Source organism: Streptomyces sp. NRRL B-1347, assembly GCF_000720325.1.
Lineage (GTDB): Bacteria > Actinomycetota > Actinomycetes > Streptomycetales > Streptomycetaceae > Streptomyces.
In genome coordinates, this window is record NZ_JOJM01000033.1 from 25,195 (window position 1) to 47,139 (window position 21,945).

Genomic DNA, 21,945 nt, shown 5'->3' on the forward strand with positions numbered 1-21,945 from the left:
CGGTCCCCATCTGATCGTGGCCGCCGCCCTCCTCGCCGCCGTGGCCGCCGTGCCGTCCGCGGCCTCCGCCACGCCCGAGACCGGCGCACCGCCCGCCGCGCCCGCCGCCGAGCCGGGCCAGGCGCCCGCCCGCAGCGGCAGTTCGGGGCCCGCCTACGAACGGGTCGCCCACTTCTACGGCGCCTACGTCGACGTGGCGAGCGACCCCGGCTCGAACAAGGCCGCCGCCGCGCTCCGCACCTTCTATCTGACCGCCGACCTGCGCGGGCGACTGCTCGACTGGGAGCGGCGCCACGACGCCGACGGCGTGCTGCGCGCGCAGAACGTGCCGAGCGCCTGGCGCGTGACGGCGGGCGACAGCGGCATGGGCAAGACCACCTCGACGGTGCGCCTGACCTGGGGCACCGGCGCGGAGCGCACCTACACCTATCTGTCGGTCCAGTCCGACCTGGCGACCCGTAAGATCACCGACATCAAGTCGGCGTACTGAGGCTCCACTTGGGCCCCGACGGGCCCCGCCCCGGCTACGACCGTGCCCCCGCCGCGGGCCGGAGCCCGGCCAGGACGTCCCGCACGAGGTCCGCGCTCCGCGCGACCTCCGCGTCGTCGCCCCCCATGAGGAAGCGGTAGTACACAGGGGCGTAGAAGAGGTCGACCATGGCCGCGGTGGGCAGGTCGGCGCGGAGCTGTCCGGCCGCGACGGCCCGCTCCAGGCGCTCCTGGCACTGGCGCACGCGCGGGTCGACGATGATCTCGCGGACGGTCGCCATCAGCTCGGGGTCGCTCTGGGCCTCGCCGATGATGCCGCGGTAGACCCGGCCCAGGTCGCCGGTGAGCATGGCGGTCACCGAGGCGATCTGGGCGGTGAGGTCGGCCGCGATGTCCCCGGTGTCGGGGAAGTCCGTGGCCGCGCCGATCCGTTCGTCCAGGGCGTCGAGCGCCACCGCCCCCTTGCAGGACCACCAGCGGTAGATCGTGGGCTTGCCGACGCCGGCCCGGGCGGCGATGGCCTCGATGGTCAGCTTCGCGTAGCCCTTGCTCGTCGCCAGCTCGTACACCGCATCCAGGACCGCTCGGCGGGCGCGTTCGCTGCGTCGTTCACTGTTGGGCTCAGGGGGCATGCCGCCACCCTACCCCAGGCGTGACGTTACGTTTCGTTTTGACAAGAGGCCGGGAGCCGCCCTAGCTTTCTCACACGTTACGGAACGTTTCGTAACGCCGACATCGGGCCCGCCACCGGACCCGTCGATCATTGGGGAGAGCCATGTCGAACGACCGGAGCACCACCGCCGGGGCCCGCATCGAGAAGGTCGCGACCACGCCGGACTGGTACGCGTCGTACCGGATCTCGCAGGCCGTGAAGGCGGGTGGGTTCGTGTACGTGTCGGGCCAGGCGGGCTTCGACGAGAGCGGGACGACCGTGGAGGGCGGCTTCCTCGCCCAGGGCAGGCAGGCGTTCCGCAACGTGGCGCGGGTCCTGGAGGCCGCGGGGCTCACCTTCGCCGACGTGGTGAAGGTGGGGATCTTCGTGCGCGGCATGGCGGAGAACCTGCCGCACACCATCACCCTGCGCGAGGAGTTCCTGGCCGAGCCCTACCCCGCGGACACCCTCGTCGAGGTGGTCTCGCTCGCACAGCCCGACTGGCTGATCGAGGTCGAGGTCATCGCGCTCGACCGGACGGCCGCGTGACGGCCCGAGGGGGCGGCCGGGCCGGGCCCGGCCGCCCCCTCGGGCCCCCGTACGCGCGGGCTCAGGCCTCGACCGGCTCCCCCACGAACGTGCGCCACAGCTCCGCGTACCGGCCGTCGCGGGCCAGGAGCTCCTCGTGGGTGCCGTCCTCCGCGACCCGGCCGTGGTCCATCACGACCACCCGGTCCGCGCGGGCCGCCGTGGTGAGGCGGTGGGCCACCACCAGCGTGGTGCGCTTGCCCGCGATGCGGTCGGTGGCCTGGTTGACCTGGGCCTCGGTGGCGAGGTCGAGCGCCGCGGTGGCCTCGTCCAGGAGCAGGATGTCGGGGTCGACGAGCTCCGCGCGGGCCAGGGCGATCAGCTGGCGCTGGCCCGCCGACAGATTGCGGCCGCGCTCGGCCACCTCGTGCAGATAGCCGCCGTCGAGCGTGGCGATCATGTCGTGCGCGCCGACCGCGCGGGCCGCCGCCTCGACCGACGCGTCGGTGGCGTCGGGGCGGCCGTAGGCGATGGCGTCGCGCACGGTGCCCGCGAACAGGTACGCCTCCTGCGGCACGACGCCGAGCCGGTGCCGGTACGAGGTGAGGTCCAGGGCCCGCAGATCGGTGCCGTCGACGGTGACGCGGCCGCCCGTCGGGTCGTAGAACCGGGCGACGAGCTTGACCAGGGTGGACTTGCCCGCGCCGGTCTCGCCGACGAAGGCGACGGTCTGGCCCGCGGGGATGCGCAGGTCGATGCCGCTGAGCGCGGTCTCGGCCGCCGCCCCGGCGGGGGTGTCCCCGGTGGCGCCCGCGTACGCGAACTCCACGTCCTCGAAGGCGATCTCGCCGCGCAGGGACAGCACGTCGAGCGGCTCGTCCGGGGCCTTCGTCGAGGTCGGCTCGCGCAGCAGCTCCTGGATGCGGCCGAGCGACACGGTCGCCTGCTGGTAGCCGTCGAAGACCTGGGACAGCTGCTGCACGGGGGCGAAGAACAGGTCGATGTAGAGCAGATAGGCGACGAGGGCGCCGGTCGTCAGGGTGCCCGCGTCCACGCGGTGCGCGCCCACGATCAGGACGGCGACGACCGCGACCGAGGACAGCAGCTGCACGAACGGGAAGTACACCGAGATCAGCCACTGGCCGCGCACCCGCGCCCGGCGGTAGTCGTCGCTGCGGGCCGCGAACCGCGCGCCGCCCGTCCGCTCGCGCCGGAAGGCCTGCACGATCCGCAGCCCGGCCACGGTCTCCTGGAGGTCGGCGTTGACCACGGACACGCGCTCACGGGCCAGTTCGTACGCCTTCACGCTCGACCTGCGGAAGAAGAACGTGCCGACGACGAGCAGCGGGAGCGTCGCGAAGACGACGAGCGCGAGCTGGAGGTCGATCACGAGCAGGGCGGCCATGATGCCGAAGAAGGTGACGACGGAGACGAACGCGGTGACCAGGCCCGTCTGGAGGAACGTGGACAGGGCGTCCACGTCCGTCGTCATCCGGGTCATGATGCGCCCGGTCAGCTCCCGCTCGTAGTAGTCGAGCCCGAGGCGCTGGAGCTGGGCGAAGATCTTCAGCCGCAGCGAGTACAGGACGCGTTCGCCGGTGCGTCCCGTCATCCGGGTCTCGCCGGTCTGCGCCAGCCACTGCACGGCGACGGCGGCGAGCGCGAGGCCCGACGCGGCCCACACCGCGCCGAGCGCGGCCTGCGAGACGCCCTCGTCGATGCCGTGCCGGATGAGGACGGGAAGGAGCAGCCCCATCCCCGCGTCCACGGCGACGAGCAGCAGGCTCAGGAGCAGCGGCAGACCGAAGCCGCGCAGCAGTCTGCGCAGGCCGTAGGCCTCCTCGGGGGCGACGGCCCGCGCCTCGTCGATGTCCGGCGTGTCGACGGCGGGCGGCAGCGCTTCGACCTGCGCGAGCAGCTCGGGCGTGGCCGGGGCCCCGGCGAGAGCGGTGTCCTTGGGCTCGCGGTCACCCGTCCACAAGCGCGGGGTGATGCCGCGCTCGGCGTCGAACTCGGCGTCCAGCTCGTCGCGTACGGAGGTGTCCTCGACGGCCGGTGCCGTGCGGGGCGCGGCGTGGCCGGGCGAGACGCCGCCCAGCTCGTCCGGGTCGGTGAGCAGGCGCCGGTACAGCGGCGAGGTGCGTTCGAGCTCGGCGTGCGTGCCGATGGCGGCGAGCCGGCCGCCGTCGAGGACGGCGATGCGGTCGGCGAGGCCGAGGGTGGAGCGCCGGTGCGCGATGAGCAGGGTGGTCCGGCCCTCCATGACCTGCTTGAGCGCCTCGTGGATCTCGTGCTCCACCCGGGCGTCCACCGCGGAGGTGGCGTCGTCGAGCACCAGCAGGCGCGGGTCGGTGAGGATGGCGCGGGCGAGCGCGACGCGCTGGCGCTGGCCGCCGGAGAGGGTGAGCCCGTGCTCGCCGACCTTGGTGGCGTAGCCGTCGGGCAGCTCGCTGATGAAGCGGTCCGCCTGGGCGGCGCGGGCGGCCCGCTCGATCTCCTCGTCCGTGGCCTCCGGGTGGCCGTACGCGATGTTGGCGCGCACGGTGTCGGAGAAGAGGAAGGAGTCCTCGGGCACGAGGCCGATCGCGGCGCGCAGGGACTCCTGCGTCAGCTCGCGCACGTCGTGGCCGCCGATGAGGACGGCGCCGCGCGTCACGTCGTAGAAGCGCGGAAGCAGCAGCGAGACGGTGGACTTGCCGCTGCCGGACGAGCCGACGACGGCGAGGGTCTCGCCGGAGCGGATCTCGAAGCTGAGCCCGTCGAGGACGGCGTGCCGGTCGTCGTCGGGGTCGTAGGAGAACGCCACGTCGTCGAACTCGACGGTCGCCGGGGCGTCGGCGGGCAGCTCCTTGGTGCCGTCCGCGATGGCGGGCCGGGTGTCGATGAGCTCCAGGACGCGCTCGGCGCCCGCGCGGGCCTGCTGGCCGACGGTCAGGACCATGGCGAGCATCCGCACCGGGCCGACGAGCTGCGCGAGGTAGGTGGAGAACGCCACGAAGGTGCCGAGCGTGATCTCCCCCTCGACCGCGAGCCAGCCGCCGAGCGCCAGCATCGCGACCTGCCCGAGGGTGGGCACGGCCTGGAGGGCGGGCGTGTAGCGGGAGTTGAGCCGGATGGTGCGCAGGCGGCCCGCGAACAGCCTGCGGCCGACCTCGCGCAGCTTCCCGGTCTCCTGCTCCTCCTGCCCGAAGCCCTTCACCACGCGCACGCCGCTGACGGCCCCGTCCACGACGCCCGCGACGGCGGCGGCCTGCGCCTGCGCGTACCAGGTCGCCGGGTGCAGCCGGGTGCGGCTGCGGCGGGCGATCCACCACAGGGCGGGCGCGACGGCGAGCGCGACGAGGGTGAGCGGCAGCGAGAGCCAGGCCATGATCGCCAAGGACATCACGAACAGCAGGACGTTCCCGATGGTCATGGGCAGCATGAACAGCAGGCCCTGGATCAGCTGGAGGTCGCTGGTGGCGCGCCCCACGACCTGCCCGGTGGACAGCTCGCCCTGCCGCCGGCCGTCGAGCGCGGTGATGGTGTCGTACATCTCCGTGCGCAGGTCGTGCTGCACGTCGAGGGCGAGGCGGCCGCCGTAGTAGCGGCGGATGTACGTCATGACGTAGACGAGGACGGCGGCGCCGAGCAGGGCGCCCGCCCAGGGGCCCATGGACCGGCTGTGGTCGCCGATCACGTCGTCGATGACGACCTTGGTGAGCAGCGGGACGACGGCCATGACGGCCATGCCCCCGAGGGACGAGCCGAGCGCGAGCACCACGTCCTTGGGGTAGCGCCAGGCGTACCCCCACAGCCGTCTCGCCCAGCCCTGCCGCTCCGGCCGCTCCGTCACCGCATTCCTCCCGCCGTCCTGACCTGCCGAGAGGCCCAACACGGCGGAGGACGGATTTCATCCCGCCGCAATAAAAAGCCCCGCGCCCCGAAGGGGCGCGGGGCTGTCTTCATAGCGGCTCCGCCGCGCGGGCGCGACCAGCCACGACGCGCCCGCAGACGCATACCGGGCTGCCAGCGGAGCGCCTACCGCGGGACGGGGACCGACGCCTCCTTCGGGGTGTCCGTCGGGGCGTAGCGCTGCGGGGCCTGGGTGAGGGGCGTCAGGTCCTTGTGGATGGCCTTGGAGACACGCTGGATGGTGTCGACGCCGTAGTTCATGGAGCCGTTGCCGTGGGTGAGCACGGAGATCGTGTAGTCGTGGCCGCGGCCCTTGAAGGCGCCGATGCTGTGCACGCGCCAGCCGTGCGTGGCCCGGGGCAGCCAGCCGTTCTTCACATGGGTCTTGACGCCGGTGGGGGCGCCCGCCGGGGTGCCCCAGCGCTGGTCGCGGACGACCTGGTTCATCAGCTTCAGGACGTACGCGCGGGCGTTGTCGCTGAGCACCGAGTTCGGCGCGGTGACCAGGGCGAGCAGCTTCTGCTCGTCCTGGACGTTGATCCGGGTCAGACCCCAGTAGCCGCCCGATCCGGGCACGGTCTTGGTCATCTTCGCGGCGGCGAGGAACTTCTTGACCTTGCCCGCGCCGAGCTGGCGCCACAGCGCGGTGGTGGCGTTGTTGTCCGACCTGGTGATCATGGCCTTGGCCAGGTTCGACTCGCGGTCCGTCAGATACCGGCCGCTCTTCTTCGCGTCCCACAGCAGCGTGGCGAGCACGGTCACCTTGACGACGCTCGCCGAGTCGAACGAAGTCGTGCCGCGCAGGGTGCACGTCGTCTTCGTGGCCTTGTCGTACAGGCCGACGGCGATGGTGCCCTTGCGGTTCTTCAGCGCGGCGTTGATGTCCTTGGTGAGCTTCTTCGCCAGCTCCGGCTGCGAGGAAGTGCACTTGACCTGGGCCGTCGCGGCGGCGGCGGGGGTGGCGACGGCCGTCCCCGCGATCGGCACGAGGACGGCGGCGGCCGCACCCGCGCTCAGCAGGCGGGCACGCCGGGATATGTGGTGAGTCATGGAGGTTCCCCCCGTAGTCGGTACACGCGCGCGCCCCCGGCGCACGCGCATCCCATGACTCACTTACACGGGTGAATGGTTGTACGTCGAACAGTACTGTGACGAAACCAACCGCCGCCGTGCCCGACCGGCCTCAGCCGAGGTGCGTCGGCGCGAACATCCGCAGCAGCGCGGGGAGCACGACCACGCTCGGCCCTGGCTCGGCCAGTGCCTTCGCCAGGTCGTCCCGGAGCGTCTCGGGGGACGTCCGTACGCCCGGCACCCCGAAGGACTCGGCGAGCGCGACGAAGTCGGGCCGCGCCAGCTCCGTGGCGGTCGCCTCGCCGAAGGCGTCGGCCATGTACTCGCGCAGGATGCCGTAGCCGCCGTCGTCGACGATCAGCCAGGTCACGTTCAGGCCGTACTGCCTCGCGGTGGCCAGCTCGGCGATCGAGTACATCGCGCCGCCGTCGCCGGAGACCGCGAGGACGGGCCGGGTGGGGTCGGCGGCGGCCGCCCCGATGGCGGCCGGGAAGCCGTAGCCGAGGCCGCCCGCGCCCTGCGCCGAGTGCATGGTGTTGGGACGCCGCGCGTCGAAGGCGGACCACGCCCAGTAGGCGAGGATCGTCATGTCCCAGAAGGACGGGGAGGTGTCGGGGAGGGCCGACCGGACCGCCCCCAGGACGTCCTGCTCCAGGGTCAGGCCCTGGGCGGCGATCCGCTCGCGGACCTTCGCCAGGAGGGCCGCGACCCGCTCGGGCGCCGCCGGGTCGTGCCGCTCCCCCACCGTCTCCAGGAGCGCGGTCAGGGCGAGCCGGGCGTCGGCGTGGATGCCGAGCGCCGGGTGGTTGGACTCCAGCTTGCCGGGGTCGGCCTCGATCTGGATCACCCGGCCGCGGGGCCGGAACGTGTGGTAGTTCGAGGAGAGTTCGCCCAGGCCCGAGCCGACGACGAGGAGGACGTCCGCGTCCTCCAGGAGGTCCGTGGTGTGCCGGTCCTCCAGCCAGGACCGGAGGGACAGCGGGTGCTCCCAGGGGAAGGCGCCCTTGCCGCCGAAGGTGGTGACGACCGGCGCGTCCAGCTTCTCGGCGAGCGCGCGGAGCTTGCCGGAGGCGTCGGCGCGGACGACCCCGCCGCCCGCGATGATCACCGGGCGCTCGGCCTTCGTCAGCAGATCGGCGGCCACGGCGGTCAGCTCCGGGCGCGGCACCAGGTCGCGCGGCGTCGCGTCGACGGCGGTGACCTGCGGCAGCGTCGTCTCCGCGAGCAGCACGTCCTGCGGGATCTCCACCCACACCGGGCCGTGCGGCGCGGTGAGGGCCGACTCCCAGGCCGCCGCGATCGCGGACGGGATCTGGGACTGCGTGCGGACGGTGTGGACGGACTTGACCACGTCCCGGAACGAGGCCTGCTGGTCGCGCAGTTCGTGCAGATAGCCGTGGCGCCCGCCGCCGAGCCCGGCGACGGGGACCTGGCTGCCGATGGCGAGCACGGGGGCGCTCGCGGCGGCGGCCTCCTGCAGCGCGGCGAGCGAGGTGAGCGCGCCGGGCCCGGTCGACAGGAGCAGCGGCGCGACCTCGCCGGTCACCCGGCCGTACGCGTCCGCCGCGAAACCGGCGTTGTTCTCCACGCGCAGGCCGACGTAGGCCAGGTCGGAGCGGCGCAGCGCGTCGAACATGCCGAGGGCGTGCTGCCCCGGCAGGCCGAACACGGTGGCCGCGCCGAGGCCGCGCAGGGTCTCGACGACGAGGTCGCCGCCGTTGCGCCCGGCGGGCGGGTTCAGGGCGGCCTCGGTCTGGGCGGCGGTGGGCCTCAGTTCCAGGTCGTGGTCGTGGGTCACTTGGCGCGGGCCTCCGCGATCTGGCGGGACATGATCGTCGTCAGTTCGTACGCGGTGTGCGACGCGGCCACGGCGGTGATCTCGGCGTGGTCGTAGGCCGGGGCGACCTCGACGACGTCGGCGGAGACCAGGTTGCAGGAGGCCAGGCCGCGCAGGATCTCCAGGAGCTCGCGGGAGGTCATGCCGCCCGCCTCCGGGGTGCCCGTGCCCGGGGCGTGGGCCGGGTCGAGGCAGTCGATGTCGATGGAGATGTACAGCGGCCGGTCGCCGATGCGCTGGCGCAGCTGGTCGGCGACCTCGTCGGCGCCGCGGCGGTAGACGTCCGCCGAGGTGACGATGCCGAAGCCCATCTTCTCGTCGTCGGTGAGGTCCTTCTTGCCGTACAGCGGGCCGCGGGTGCCGACGTGGCTGAGCGCCTCGGTGTCGAGGATGCCCTCCTCCACGGCCCGGCGGAACGGGGTGCCGTGCGTGTACTCGGCGCCGAAGTACGTGTCCCAGGTGTCGAGGTGCGCGTCGAAGTGGAGGAGCGCCACCGGGCCGTGCTTCTTCGCCACCGAGCGCAGCAGGGGCAGCGCGATGGTGTGGTCGCCGCCGAGCGTCATCAGGCGGGCGCCGGTGCCGAGCAGGTCGTCGGCGGCGGCCTCGACGGTCTCCACGGCCTCGTTGATGTTGAACGGGTTCGCCGCGATGTCGCCGGCGTCGGCGACCTGGGCGAGCGCGAACGGCGACGCGTCCTGGGCCGGGTTGTACGGGCGGAGCAGCCGGGACGCCTCACGGATCGCGTTGCCGCCGAAGCGGGCGCCCGGGCGGTACGACACGCCCGAGTCGAAGGGAACACCGACGACCGCCACGTCCGCGGTGCCGACCTCGTCGAGGCGGGGGAGGCGGGCGTAGGTCGCGGGGCCCGCGTAGCGCGGGATCCGCGAGGAGTCCACGGGGCCGCGGGGGGTGGTGTTCTCGGGGGTGGTCATGGTCGGTGTCTCCTGATGAAGCAAACGTACGTAAACAGTGTGAACCCTCGCGGGGCGCCCCAGACCCGCCCCTTCCCACTCCGGGGGCTCCGCCCCCGTGCCCCCGCTTTACGGCGCTCCGCGCCTCGTCCTCAAACGCCGGACGGGCTGGAACTGGAGCGGGGGTCTGGGGGCGGAGCCCCCAGGAATCGGGAAGGAGCGGGTGGGGGGAGAAAATCAGGCCGTCACAGGCACCTCCGCCTCGGCCTCGCGGCCGGCGACCCGTTCACGCCAAGCCGCGAGCGTCACCGCGTCCGTCGGCCTCGTGGCCAGCGAGACCACGACGTACACCACAAGCGACGCCAGCAGCCCGTAGTAGATGGGCTCGTTGGCGAGGATCCCGTAGTGCCACATGAGGCCGATCACGGAGAGCCCGCCCGCGACGACGGCGGCCAGGGCCCCGGCGCCGGTCCCCCGCCGCCACAGCAGCCCGCCGAGGATCGGCACGAGGAGCCCGCCGACCAGCAGGTTGTACGCGACGGTCAGCGCCTGGACGACGTCGTTGAGGGCGATGGCGACGCCGATGACGGCGACGCCCATGACGAGGATGAAGGCGCGGTTGCCCTTCACCTCGTCGTGCGGGGCCCCGTCGCGCCCGGCGGCGCCCCGCAGCCGCGACCAGATGTCGTTGTTGGCCACCGTCGCGCAGGCGATGAGCGCGCCGGACGAGGTGGACATCACGGCGGCGAGCGCGGCGGCGAGCACCAACCCCCGCACACCCATGGGCAGTTCGTCCTTGACGATGGTGGCGAAGGCGGCGTCGGGGCTGGGCAGGTTCGGGTACATGACCTTCGCGGCGGTGCCGATGACGGCGCCCGCGAGGGCGTAGACGAGGCAGTACGTACCGGCGACCGTGCCGCCCCAGCGGGCGACCCTGTCGCTGCGCGCGGTGAACACCCGCTGCCAGATGTCCTGCCCGATGAGCATGCCGAAGGTGTAGATCAGCACGTAGGTGAAGATCGTCTCGCCGCCGACGCCGAACGGCTCGAAGTACGCGTCGGGCAGCCGGGCCCTCATCTCGCCGAAGCCGCCCGCCTTGACCACCGCGATGGGCAGCAGCAGGAGCAGCACGCCGATCGTCTTGACCACGAACTGCACCATGTCCGTGAGCGTGATCGACCACATGCCGCCGAGCGTCGAGTACGCGACGACGATGGAGCCGCCGATGACGATGGCGAGCGTGCGGTTCACGTCGAACAGGACGTCGAAGATCGTGGCGTACGCGATGGTGGAGGTCACCGCGAGCATCAGCGTGTAGCCCCACATGACGACGCCGGACAGGACGCCCGCGCGGCCGCCGTAGCGCAGGTCCAGCATCTCGGAGACGGTGTAGACCTTCAGCCGGGCGATGCGGGCGGAGAAGAAGACCGAGAGCGCGAGCAGGCCCAGGCCGATGGTGAAGACCATCCAGGCGCCGGACAGGCCGTGCGTGTAGCCGAGGCCGACGCCGCCGATGGTGGAGGCGCCGCCGAGGACGATCGCGGCCATCGTGCCGGAGTACATCCACGGCCCGAGGCGGCGGCCCGCCACCAGGAACTCGGACTTCGACTTGGCGCGGCGCATGCCCCACCAGCCCATGGCGAGCATCCCGGCGAGATAGACGACGATCACTGTGTAGTCGACGGCCATGCGCTGGCCCTCCCTCCTTTGCGGCTAAACCGCCGCCGCTCTCGCGGACCTGGTTGCTCGCCGTGGGGGTTCCTCAATTGACGGCTGGCGTGGTGCGTGGGTTGACCATAAGTGGCTCGAAAGCGACGCTGAAGTGTATGTTTCCTCCACTTTCCGAGCTGGGGATGGAGGGATCGTCCACACCATGCCGAGCGAAACCGGTGCCGTGCCGCCGCCCACCCCCGCGGTCCCCCTCACCGCCCTCCTCGCCCACGAGAAGCTGGGCCTGCGCCAGATCGCGGGCCCGGACGCGGCGGCCGCCGACATCCACTGGGTGCACACCTCGGAGATGACCGACCCCTACCCCTACCTCCTGGGCGGCGAGCTGCTCCTGACGGCCGGGGTGCACGTGACTGCCGCGGCGGGCACGGGTCCACACCTGGACGCCTACGTCTCCCGCATCGTGGCGGCGGGCGGCGCGGCCCTCGGCTTCGGCGTCGCACCCGTGCACGACACCGTGCCGCGCGCCCTGGTGGAGGCCTGCGACCGGCACGGCCTGCCGCTGCTCGAAGTGCCGCCGCAGACGACGTTCAGCGGGGTCGCGCGGGCCGTGTGGCAGCTGATGGCGGAGGCCAGGCACACCGAACTGCGCCGCGTCGCCCAGGCCCAGCAGGGCCTCGCCGCGGCCGCCGCGAGGCCCGACCCGGTGCCCGCGCTGCTGCGGCAGCTGGCGGCGCGCCTCGACGGGTACGCGGCCCTGCACACCGCCGACGGCACGCCCGCCCAGAGCGCGGGCGCCCCGCCCGGCGAGGCGGCGCTCGCCGCCCTGGCCCGGCTCGCCGGGGTCGTGCTGCACCCGGTCGAGCCCCGCCCGGCCCCCGCGTCCGGCACGGACACCGTCGACGCCACGCACCTGGCCGCGTACGCGCTCGCCGGGCCGCAGGGCCTGGCCCTCGGCGTCGCGACGCGCCGCCGCGAGCCGGGCGACCACACCGTCGCCCAGGTCGCCGCCGTCCTGCTCGCCCTGCTCACCGCGGACCACCAGGGCGCCCCCGAGTCCGCGCGCTCCGCGGCCCTCGTCCGGCTCCTGCTCGGCGCGGACCCGCACGAGGTGGCGCCCCTGCTCGGCGCCGACCGCTGGACCGTGGTCCACGCGCGCGTGCAGCGCGGCTCCGGCACGCCCCCGCCCACCCCGGCGGCCCTCGCCACGGCCCTCGGCAGCACCCTGGTGGACGCCGCGCCCGAGGTCACCACGCTGCTGCTGCCCGCCGACCGCGAGATCACCGCGCAGGACGGCTGGACCCTCGGCGTCTCCGCCCCCGCCGCCGCCGAGGCCCTCGCCGCCGCCGACGCGCAGGCCGCGCGGGCCCTGCGCAGGGCCGCGGCCACCCGCGTCCCGCTGGTGCGGCACCGCCAGACGGGGATCGCCGCGCTCGTCGCGCCCGCCGAGGCCGACGCCCACGCGCGCGTGCTGCTCGCCCCGCTCGGCGAGAGCCCGGCCCTCACCGAGACGCTGCGCACCTGGCTCTCCCTGCACGGCAGCTGGGACCGCACGGCGGCCGCCCTGTCCGTGCACCGCAACACTGTCCGCCAGCGCGTCGCCCGCTGCGCCGCCCTCCTCGACGCCGACCTCGACGACCCGGACGTACGCATGGAACTGTGGTTCGCCTTGAAGCACAGCACCTGACCGGCGACCGACACGGGCCGTGCCCCGCCCCGCCCGCGGGGCCGACGGCACAATGGACCCATGCCGACACCGACCCGCGCAGCGCTCGTAGACCACCTCGTCCGCACCCGCATAGCGGGCAACGTGGCCACGCCCCGTGAGAACAACCTCTCCCACTACCGCAAGCTCGCGAACGGCGACCGCCACTACTGGCTCGGCCTGGAGCTCGGCGAGCGCTGGAGCGACGAGCAGGACGTGCTCGCGGTGATGGCCGAGCGCTGCGGCGTGATCGACGACCCGCAGCACCGCCAGGGCCAGGACACCATCGACCCGGAGCTGACGGTCGACGCCCTGGAGCGGATGGCGGGCCGGCTGCGCAAGGCCGCCGACGCCAGGGAGCGCGTCCTGTTCGCGACCGGCCACCCCGGCGGGCTGCTCGACGTGCACCGTGCGACGGCGACCGCGCTGCGCGCCGCGGGCTGCGAGATCGTCGTCATCCCGGACGGCCTGACGGCGGACGAGGGGTTCCTCTTCCAGTTCGCGGACGTGGCGGTCCTGGAGCGCGGCGCGACGCTGTGGCACACGCACTCGCCGGAGCCGATGAACGCGATCCTGGACGGCCTGCTGCGCGAGGAGCGCCCGCTGCCCGACCTGGTCGTCGCCGACCACGGCTGGGCGGGCCGCGCGGGCCAGCGCGGCATCGACTCCGTGGGCTACGCGGACTGCAACGACCCGGCCCTGTTCATCGCGGAGGCCGAGGGCACGCTCCAGGTGACGGTCCCCCTGGACGACCACGTGACGAGCCCGCGGTTCTACGACCCGATGACTGCCTACCTGCTCGAGGCGGCGGGGCTCTCGCAGGCCTGATCCGGGCCGGGCGTCGGGTCCAGGTACACCCGGTGCACCGCGGGGAAGCGGGCCTGGACGCGGCGGGCCATCCGGTCGCAGGCCCGCTCGATCTCCGCGGCCGTGGACACGTCCCGGAAGTTCACCTTCGCCGCGACGAGCGCCTCCCGCGGCCCCTGGAGCAGGGTGGTCAGCTCCAGGACGGCCACCACGTGCGGGTCCGCGAGGAGTTCGGCGCGCACCTTCGCCCGCATGGGCTTCGGCAGCGGCCGTCCGATGAGCAGCTCCGCGTTGGCGTGCCCGAGGACCCAGGCGACGTACACGAGCAGCACCCCGATGGCGAGCGAGGCGACGCCGTCCCAGACGCCGGAGCCGGTGAGCTGGCCGCCGAGCAGGCCGCCCGCGGCGAGCACGAGGCCCGCGAGCGCGGCGGAGTCCTCCATCACGACCGCCTTCACCGCGGTGTCGGGCGTGTGCCGCAGATAGTGCTTGACGTGCACGTCGAACCGTTCGGCCGCGCCGCGCGCCTGCTTCAGGCCGGTGCGCAGCGAGTAGCCCTCCAGGAGGAAGGCGATCCCGAGGACGACGTACGAGACGAGCGGGTCGCCGGGCTCCTCGCCGTGCGTGAGGGTGTGGATCCCGTCGTAGAGGGCGAAGACGCCGCCGCCGACGAAGGTGGCGACGGAGGCGAGCAGCGCCCAGACGTAGCGCGCGCCGCCGTAGCCGAGCGGGTGGTCCTCGTCGGCGGGGCGCCGCGCGCTCTTCAGCGAGACGAGCAGCATCAGCTCCGTGACCGTGTCGGCCACGGAGTGCGCCGCCTCCGACAGCATCGCGCTGGACCCGCTGACGACCCCCGCGACGGCCTTGGCGACGGCGATGCCGAGGTTGGCGAGCGCGGCGACGGCCACGGTGAAGGTGCTCTCGCCGCCGCCCTCGGCGGCACTTGACGTGGTTTCGCCCATGTTGGGCGAGTATGCCGGAACGGTCCGGCGGCCCCTAGCTCCTCGGGACCCTGACGACGCCCTCCTGGATGACGGTGACGGCGAGCTGTCCGTCCCGGGTCCAGATCCGCCCCTGCCCCAGGCCGCGCCCGCCCCCCGCCGACGGGGACTCCTGGTCGTAGAGGAGCCACTCGTCCGCCCGGAAGGGCCGGTGGAACCACATCGCGTGGTCCAGGGACGCGCCCACCACGTCGCCGACGGCCCAGCCGCCGCGCCCGTGCGCGAGAAGGACCGAGTCGAGCAGCGTCATGTCGGACACGTACGTGGCCAGGCAGAGGTGGAGCAGCGACCCCGCGTGCTCCCCGTCGAGCTTGCCGTTGGTGCGGAACCAGACCTGCGAGCGCGGCTCCCGCGGCCGGCCGACCGTGCCCCACGGCGGCAGGTCCGCGTACCGCAGGTCGACGGCGGCGCGCGCCTCGATCAGCCGCCGGGCGACGTCCGGCGGCAGGTGCAGCGGCAGCGCCTCCGCGGCCGTGGGCAGCGACTCCGGGTCGGGCGCCGCGGGCATCCCCACCTGGTGTTCGAGCCCCTCCTCGTACGCCTGGAACGACGCCGAGAGGTGGAAGATCGGCTGGCCGTGCTGGACGGCGACGACGCGGCGGGTGGTGAAGGAGCGCCCGTCGCGGATGCGGTCCACGGTGTAGACGATGGGCGCGCCGGGGTCGCCGGGCCGCAGGAAGTAGGCGTGCAGGGAGTGCGCGGGCCGATCGTCGGGCACGGTGCGGCCCGCCGCGACCAGGGCCTGGGCCGCGACCTGCCCGCCGAAGACGCGCGGCACCAGGGCGGAGCGGCTCACCCCGCGGAAGATGTCCTGCTCGACCCGCTCCAGGTCGAGCAGGACGAGCAGGTCGTCCAGGGCGCCGGGGGCGCTGCGGGCCCCGTGTTCCTCGCTCATGTGCGGACTTACAGACCCATCGACTTCGCGATGATCATCTTCATGACCTCGCTGGTGCCGCCGTAGATGCGGTTGACGCGGTTGTCGGCGTACAGACGGGCGATCGGGTACTCGTTCATGAAGCCGTAGCCGCCGTGGAGCTGGAGGCAGCGGTCGATGACGCGGTGCGCGACCTCGGTGCAGAAGAGCTTCGCGGACGCGGCCTCGGCCGGGGTCAGCTCGCCCGCGTCCAGGGCCTCCAGGGCGCGGTCGGCGACGGCCTCGGCGGCGTCCACCTCGGCCTGGCAGGCGGCCAGTTCGAACTTGGTGTTCTGGAAGGAGGCGACGGACTTGCCGAAGACCGTGCGCTCCTGGACGTACTCCTTGGCGAACCGGACGGCGGCCTTGGCCTGCGCGTAGGCGCCGAAGGCGATGCCCCAGCGCTCGGACGCCAGGTTGTGGCCGAGGTAGGCGAAGCCCTTGTTCTCCTCGCCGAGCAGGTCGTCGACCGGCACCTCGACGTCGACGAAGGCCAGCTCGGCGGTGTCGGAGACCTTCAGGCCGAGCTTGTCGAGCTTGCGGCCGACGGAGTAGCCGGCGGCCTTGGTGTCGACGGCGAACAGCGAGATGCCGAAGCGGCGGTCGTCCTCGCGCGGCGCCGCGGTGCGGGCGCAGACGATCACGCGGTCGGCGTGCACGCCGCCGGTGATGAAGGTCTTGGCGCCGTTGAGGACGTAGTGCGTGCCGTCCGCGGAGAGCTTGGCGGTGGTCTTCATGCCCGCGACGTCGGAGCCGGTGCCCGGCTCGGTCATGGCGAGCGCCCACATCTCCTCGCCGGAGACGAACTTGGGCAGGAAGCGCTTCTTCTGCTCGTCGGTGGCGAGCATCTGGAGGTACGGCAGGCCGAGCAGCACGTGCACGCCGGAGCCGCCGAAGGAGACGCCCGCGCGGGCCGTCTCCTCGTACATGACTGCCTCGAACTTGTGCGAGTCGATGCCCGCGCCGCCGTACTCCTCCTCAACGCGGATGCCGAAGACACCCAGCTCGGCGAGCTTGTAGTAGAAGTCGCGGGGCGCCTCGCCCGCCGCGTACCAGTCGTCGTACACGGGCACGACCTCGGCCTCGATGAAGGCCCGGACGGTCTCCCGGAAAGCCTCGTGGTCCTCATTGAAGACGGTACGCCGCACGGTTGGACTCCCTCGATGACAGGCACGACTAAGCGCTTGCTCACATCGACGTTACCCGCGGGTCACTGTGACCGTCCAGAGCCAGAAGCGTTACCGGCCGCCCCCCGCCACCGCCTCCAGCGCCCCGCGCGCAAGCCGGTGCAGCAGGTCCGCCGTGACCTCACGACCGGGCAGGGCGCCCGGCCTGCCCAGGTGCGGCGTCGAATTGAGCAGGCCGAAGACCGCGTGCACGGACGCGCGGGCCTCCACCTCGGTGAGGGCCGGGTACACCTCGCGGACGGTGGCCACCCACAGCTCCACGTACTGCCGCTGGAGCTGGCGCACCAGCTTGCGGTCGCTGTCCCGGAGGCGGTCCAGCTCGCGGTCGTGGAGAGTGATGAGCGGGCGGTCGTCCAGGGCGAAGTCGATGTGGCCCTCGATGAGGGAGTCCAGAGCGGCGTCCGGCGAGCCCGCGGCCTCCGCGGAGCGGCGCTTGCCGCCCGTCAGGAGCCGCTCGCTGATGCCGACGAGCAGCTCGGCGAGCATCGCGTCCTTGCCCGCGAAGTGGCGGTAGAGGCCGGGTCCGCTGATGCCGACGGCAGCCCCTATCTCGTCCACGCCGACCCCGTGGAAACCGCGCTCGGCGAAGAGCCGGGCGGCTTCCTTGAGGATCTGCTCACGGCGGGTGGGGGCGTCGGTCCTGGTGGCCATGGAAACAATTCTAGACAGCGCCGTTAGCGGTCGTTAACCTGAAGGCAGACGTTAACGCTCACTAACCCGGGGAGCACAGCGGATGCAACAGGCACCGGTCCTCACGAGCGCGGCGGACCCCGCGTCGGACGCCTGGCGGGCGAACGAATCGGCGCACGCCGCGCTCGTGGCCGAACTGCGCGGCAAGCTCGCCGCCGCCCGGCTCGGCGGCGGCGAACGCGCCCGGCAGCGGCACGTGGCGCGCGGCAAGCTGCTGCCGCGCGACCGCGTCGACGCGCTCCTCGACGCGGGCTCCCCGTTCCTGGAGCTGGCCCCGCTCGCGGCGGACGGGATGTACGGCGGCGACGCCCCGGCGGCCGGCGTCATCGCGGGCATCGGCCGGGTCAGCGGCCGCGACTGCGTGATCGTCGCCAACGACGCCACCGTCAAGGGCGGCACGTACTACCCGATGACGGTCAAGAAGCACCTGCGGGCCCAGGAGATCGCCCTGGAGAACCGCCTGCCGTGCCTGTACCTGGTGGACTCCGGCGGCGCCTTCCTGCCGATGCAGGACGAGGTGTTCCCCGACCGCGAGCACTTCGGGCGGATCTTCTACAACCAGGCGCGGATGTCGGGCGCGGGCATCCCGCAGATCGCGGCGGTGCTCGGCTCCTGCACGGCCGGCGGGGCGTACGTCCCGGCGATGAGCGACGAGGCCGTGATCGTCCGCGAGCAGGGCACGATCTTCCTGGGCGGCCCGCCCCTGGTGAAGGCCGCCACGGGCGAGGTCGTCACCGCCGAGGAGCTCGGCGGCGGCGAGGTCCACTCCCGCGTCTCCGGCGTCACCGACCACCTCGCGGAGGACGACCCGCACGCGCTGCGCATCGTGCGCACCATCGTCTCCACCCTCCCCGCGCGCGGCGGGCTGCCCTGGGAGGTGCGGCCCGTCGAGGAGCCGAAGGTCGACCCCCTCGGTCTGTACGGCGCGGTGCCGGTGGACTCCCGCACCCCGTACGACGTGCGCGAGGTCATCGCGCGCGTGGTCGACGGCTCCCGCTTCGCGGAGTTCAAGGCGGAGTACGGCCAGACGCTCGTCACCGGCTTCGCGCACGTCCACGGCCACCCGGTGGGGATCGTCGCCAACAACGGCATCCTGTTCTCCGAGTCCGCCCAGAAGGGCGCCCACTTCATCGAGCTGTGCGACCAGCGCGGCATCCCGCTGGTGTTCCTCCAGAACATCTCCGGCTTCATGGTCGGCAAGGACTACGAGGCGGGCGGCATCGCCAAGCACGGCGCCAAGATGGTCACCGCCGTCGCCTGCGCCCGCGTGCCCAAGCTGACCGTCGTGGTCGGCGGCTCGTACGGGGCGGGCAACTACTCCATGTGCGGCCGGGCCTATTCGCCGCGCTTCCTGTGGATGTGGCCGAACGCCAAGATCTCCGTGATGGGCGGCGAGCAGGCCGCGTCGGTGCTCGCCACCGTCAAGCGCGACCAGCTCGAAGCCCGCGGCGAGCAGTGGTCGCAGGACGACGAGGAGGCCTTCAAGGCCCCCGTCCGCGCCCAGTACGAACAGCAGGGCAGCGCCTACTACGCCACGGCACGCCTGTGGGACGACGGCGTCATCGACCCGCTGGAGACCCGCCAGGTGCTCGGCCTGGCCCTGACCGCGTGTGCCGGGGCCCCGCTGGGCGACCGCGGCTTCGGCGTCTTCCGGATGTGAGGGGTACGGACGGGATGAGCATGTTCGAGACAGTCCTTGTGGCCAACCGGGGCGAGATCGCCGTGCGCGTCATCCGCACGCTGCGCTCCCTCGGCGTCCGCTCGGTGGCCGTCTACTCCGACGCGGACGCCGACGCCCGGCACGTGCGCGAGGCCGACACGGCCGTGCGGCTCGGCCCGGCGCCCGCGGCCGAGAGCTACCTCTCGGTGGAGCGCCTCCTCGAAGCCGCGGCCGCGTCCGGCGCCCGGGCCGTCCACCCGGGCTACGGCTTCCTCGCGGAGAACGCCGCCTTCGCGCAGGCCTGCGCGGACGCCGGGCTCGCCTTCATCGGGCCGCCCGCCGCCGCCATCGACCTGATGGGCGACAAGATCCGCGCCAAGGAGACCGTGCGCGCGGCCGGGGTCCCCGTGGTGCCCGGCTCCTCGGGCAGCGGCCTCACCGACGCCCAGCTCACCGAGGCCGCGCGGGAGATCGGCACGCCGGTCCTCCTGAAGCCCTCCGCGGGCGGCGGCGGCAAGGGCATGCGCCTGGTCCGCGACGCCGCGCTGCTCGGCGAGGAGATCGCCGCCGCGCGCCGCGAGGCGCGTGCCTCCTTCGGCGACGACACCCTCCTCGTGGAGCGCTGGGTCGACCGCCCCCGGCACATCGAGATCCAGGTCCTCGCCGACGCCCACGGCAACGTGGTGCACCTGGGCGAGCGCGAGTGCTCCCTCCAGCGCCGCCACCAGAAGATCATCGAGGAGGCGCCCAGCGTCCTGCTCGACGAGGAGACGCGCGCCGCGATGGGCGCCGCCGCCGTCGAGGCCGCGCGCTCCTGCGGATACGTCGGCGCGGGCACAGTCGAGTTCATCGTCCCCGGCAGCGACCCCTCCTCGTACTACTTCATGGAGATGAACACCCGTCTCCAGGTGGAGCACCCGGTCACCGAGCTGATCACCGGCCTGGACCTGGTGGAGTGGCAGCTGCGGGTCGCGGCGGGCGAGCCGCTGCCCTTCGCCCAGGACGACATCACGCTGACCGGGCACGCCGTCGAGGCCCGCATCTGCGCCGAGGACCCCTCCCGTGGCTTCCTGCCCTCCGGCGGCACGGTCCTGCTGCTCCGCGAGCCCTCCGGCGACGGCGTGCGCACCGACTCGGGCCTCAGCGAGGGCACGGAGGTCGGCAGCCTGTACGACCCGATGCTGTCGAAGGTCATCGCGTACGGCCCGGACCGGGCGACGGCCCTGCGCAAGCTGCGCGCGGCGCTCGCGGACACGGTGATCCTGGGCGTGCCGACCAACACCGGCTTCCTGCGGAGGCTGCTGGCCCATCCGGCGGTGGTGGCCGGGGACCTGGACACGGGCCTGGTCGAGCGGGAGGCCGAAGGCCTCGTCGCCGCGGACGTACCGGCCGACGTGTACGAAGCCGCGGCCCGGGCCCGGGCGGGCACGGGCACCGTCTCCCCCGACGCCTGGACCGACCCGTTCTCGGTGCCCAACGGCTGGCGGCTCGGCGGCGAAGCCGCGTGGACCGTGCACCACCTGCGGGTGCCGGGGCACGATCCGGTGGTCGTACGCACCCGCCGCACCGGCGGCGGCGAGGTCGAGGCGGACCTCGGCGCGCTCGGGGAGCCCCCGGCCGGGCGCCACCGCTACCACCGCTCCGGCACCTGGCTCGGCCGGGACGGCGACACCTGGGACGTACGGGACCACGACCCCGTGGAAGCCGCGCTCACCGGCGCGGCCCACTCCGGCGCCGACGCCCTGACCGCCCCGATGCCCGGCACCGTCACCGTCGTCAAGGTCGCCCCCGGCGACCACGTGGCGGCGGGCCAGAGCCTGCTCGTCGTGGAGGCGATGAAGATGGAGCACGTCATCTCCGCCCCGCACGCGGGCACCGTCACCGAGCTCGACGTCACTCCGGGCAGCACGGTCGCCATGGACCAGGTCCTGGCCGTGGTGGTCCCCGACGAGAGCGCCGAGGAAACGTCATGACCGCCCCCGGCCTGCCCATGGCCGTACCGGCAGACGGCCTGCCGCCCCGGGTCCGCATCCACGAGGTGGGCGCCCGCGACGGCCTGCAGAACGAGAAGGCGACGGTCCCCACCGAGGTCAAGGCGGAGTTCGTGCACCGCCTTGCCGACGCGGGCCTGACCACCGTCGAGGCGACGAGCTTCGTGCACCCCAAGTGGGTGCCCCAGCTGGCCGACGCCGAGCAGCTGTTCCCGCTGCTCGGCGACATCGAGGGGGTGCACCTGCCGGTCCTGGTCCCCAACGAGCGCGGCCTGGACCGGGCCCTCGCGCTCGGCGCCCGCCGCGTCGCCGTGTTCGCCAGCGCCACCGAGTCCTTCGCCAAGGCCAATCTGAACCGCACGGTGGACGAGGCCCTGGCGATGTTCGAGCCGGTGGTGGCCCGCGCCAAGGCGGCACCGGCCGCGCACGACCGGGTGCACGTCCGGGGCTACCTCTCCATGTGCTTCGGCGACCCCTGGGAGGGCCCGGTCCCCGTCGCCCAGGTGGTCCGCGTCTGCAAGGCCCTCCTCGACCTGGGCTGCGACGAGCTGAGCCTCGGCGACACCATCGGCGTGGCCACGCCGGGCCACGTCCGGGCGCTGCTCACCGCGCTCAACGAACAGGGCGTGCCGACGGACCGGATCGGCGTGCACTTCCACGACACGTACGGCCAGGCGCTCGCCAACACCCTGGCGGCGCTCCAGCACGGCGTGACCACCGTCGACGCCTCCGCGGGCGGCCTCGGCGGCTGCCCGTACGCGAAGAGCGCCACCGGGAACCTCGCCACCGAAGACCTCGTGTGGATGCTGCACGGCCTCGGCATCGAGACCGGGGTCGACCTCGGCCGCCTCACCGCCACCAGCGTGTGGATGGCCACCCAGTTGGGCCGACCGAGCCCGTCCCGCACCGTGCGTGCCCTCTCCCACAAGGAGTCGTGACCT

17 protein-coding genes are annotated in these 21,945 nt (G+C 73.3%); 7 read left to right on the plus strand and 10 right to left on the minus strand.

The window, feature by feature from the left end; genetic code table 11:
- Positions 1-16 precede the first annotated feature (16 nt).
- Positions 17-490, plus strand: coding sequence for a hypothetical protein (locus tag IG74_RS0125565; protein WP_234334454.1), 474 nt, complete (start codon positions 17-19; stop codon positions 488-490).
- A gap of 34 nt (positions 491-524) precedes the next feature.
- On the opposite strand, the gene IG74_RS0125570 is transcribed toward IG74_RS0125565, so the two are convergent.
- Complete coding sequence (locus tag IG74_RS0125570; RefSeq protein ID WP_030681837.1) at positions 525-1,121, minus strand: TetR/AcrR family transcriptional regulator; 597 nt, start codon at positions 1,119-1,121, stop codon at positions 525-527.
- 143 nt (positions 1,122-1,264) lie between these two features.
- Between IG74_RS0125570 and IG74_RS0125575 the strand changes: the two genes are divergently transcribed.
- Positions 1,265-1,690 carry a RidA family protein gene (locus tag IG74_RS0125575; protein WP_030681840.1) on the plus strand — a complete coding sequence of 142 codons (426 nt, stop codon included), beginning with the start codon at positions 1,265-1,267 and terminating at the stop codon, positions 1,688-1,690.
- Positions 1,691-1,751: 61 nt separating this feature from the next.
- On the opposite strand, the gene IG74_RS0125580 is transcribed toward IG74_RS0125575, so the two are convergent.
- The 5 genes from IG74_RS0125580 to IG74_RS0125600 form a co-directional block, all read right to left on the minus strand.
- A complete protein-coding gene (locus tag IG74_RS0125580) occupies positions 1,752-5,504 on the minus strand; it encodes an ABC transporter ATP-binding protein (protein WP_030681845.1) in 3,753 nt (1,250 codons plus the stop codon).
- Positions 5,505-5,689: 185 nt separating this feature from the next.
- A complete protein-coding gene (locus tag IG74_RS0125585; RefSeq protein ID WP_030681847.1) occupies positions 5,690-6,613 on the minus strand; it encodes a serine hydrolase in 924 nt (307 codons plus the stop codon).
- A gap of 133 nt (positions 6,614-6,746) precedes the next feature.
- Positions 6,747-8,432 (minus strand): thiamine pyrophosphate-binding protein, encoded by a 1,686-nt coding sequence (locus IG74_RS0125590; protein ID WP_030681849.1) that lies wholly within the window; start codon positions 8,430-8,432, stop codon positions 6,747-6,749.
- Positions 8,429-9,403, minus strand: coding sequence for an agmatinase (speB, locus tag IG74_RS0125595; protein WP_030681851.1), 975 nt, complete (start codon positions 9,401-9,403; stop codon positions 8,429-8,431). Before speB ends, IG74_RS0125590 begins: the two co-directional genes overlap by 4 nt.
- A 216-nt stretch (positions 9,404-9,619) precedes the next feature.
- The gene (locus tag IG74_RS0125600) at positions 9,620-11,071 is read right to left on the minus strand and encodes a sodium:solute symporter (RefSeq protein WP_030681856.1); all 1,452 of its coding nucleotides are present in this window, start codon (positions 11,069-11,071) and stop codon (positions 9,620-9,622) included.
- A 184-nt stretch (positions 11,072-11,255) separates the two neighbouring features.
- Between IG74_RS0125600 and IG74_RS0125605 the strand changes: the two genes are divergently transcribed.
- Positions 11,256-12,737: a PucR family transcriptional regulator gene (locus tag IG74_RS0125605; protein ID WP_030681859.1), complete on the plus strand. Its 1,482-nt coding sequence runs from the start codon at positions 11,256-11,258 to the stop codon at positions 12,735-12,737.
- Between the two features lie 60 nt (positions 12,738-12,797).
- Positions 12,798-13,583 carry a phosphatase gene (locus tag IG74_RS0125610; RefSeq protein WP_030681861.1) on the plus strand — a complete coding sequence of 262 codons (786 nt, stop codon included), beginning with the start codon at positions 12,798-12,800 and terminating at the stop codon, positions 13,581-13,583.
- On the opposite strand, the gene IG74_RS0125615 is transcribed toward IG74_RS0125610, so the two are convergent.
- From IG74_RS0125615 to IG74_RS0125630, 4 genes are all read right to left on the minus strand, one after another.
- A complete protein-coding gene (locus tag IG74_RS0125615; RefSeq protein ID WP_030681864.1) occupies positions 13,547-14,524 on the minus strand; it encodes a cation diffusion facilitator family transporter in 978 nt (325 codons plus the stop codon). The two genes, IG74_RS0125610 and IG74_RS0125615, sit on opposite strands and share 37 nt — an antisense overlap.
- Positions 14,525-14,558: 34 nt before the next feature.
- Entirely contained in the window at positions 14,559-15,458 is a 900-nt protein-coding gene (locus tag IG74_RS0125620) for an acyl-CoA thioesterase (protein ID WP_030681866.1), read from the minus strand.
- An 8-nt stretch (positions 15,459-15,466) separates the two neighbouring features.
- A complete protein-coding gene (locus IG74_RS0125625) occupies positions 15,467-16,624 on the minus strand; it encodes an acyl-CoA dehydrogenase family protein (protein WP_030681869.1) in 1,158 nt (385 codons plus the stop codon).
- Between the two features lie 90 nt (positions 16,625-16,714).
- Positions 16,715-17,314, minus strand: a complete 600-nt coding sequence (locus IG74_RS0125630; protein WP_030681873.1) for a TetR/AcrR family transcriptional regulator — start codon at positions 17,312-17,314, stop codon at positions 16,715-16,717.
- Between the two features lie 82 nt (positions 17,315-17,396).
- Between IG74_RS0125630 and IG74_RS0125635 the strand changes: the two genes are divergently transcribed.
- The 3 genes from IG74_RS0125635 to IG74_RS0125645 are packed head-to-tail and all read left to right on the plus strand — an operon-like array spanning position 17,397 to position 21,942.
- Positions 17,397-19,013 (plus strand): carboxyl transferase domain-containing protein, encoded by a 1,617-nt coding sequence (locus IG74_RS0125635; protein WP_030681876.1) that lies wholly within the window; start codon positions 17,397-17,399, stop codon positions 19,011-19,013.
- 14 nt (positions 19,014-19,027) lie between these two features.
- Complete coding sequence (locus tag IG74_RS0125640) at positions 19,028-20,986, plus strand: acetyl/propionyl/methylcrotonyl-CoA carboxylase subunit alpha (protein ID WP_030681880.1); 1,959 nt, start codon at positions 19,028-19,030, stop codon at positions 20,984-20,986.
- On the plus strand, positions 20,983-21,942 hold the full coding sequence (locus tag IG74_RS0125645) for a hydroxymethylglutaryl-CoA lyase (RefSeq protein WP_030681883.1): 960 nt from the start codon (positions 20,983-20,985) through the stop codon (positions 21,940-21,942). Before IG74_RS0125640 ends, IG74_RS0125645 begins: the two co-directional genes overlap by 4 nt.
- Positions 21,943-21,945 lie beyond the last annotated feature (3 nt).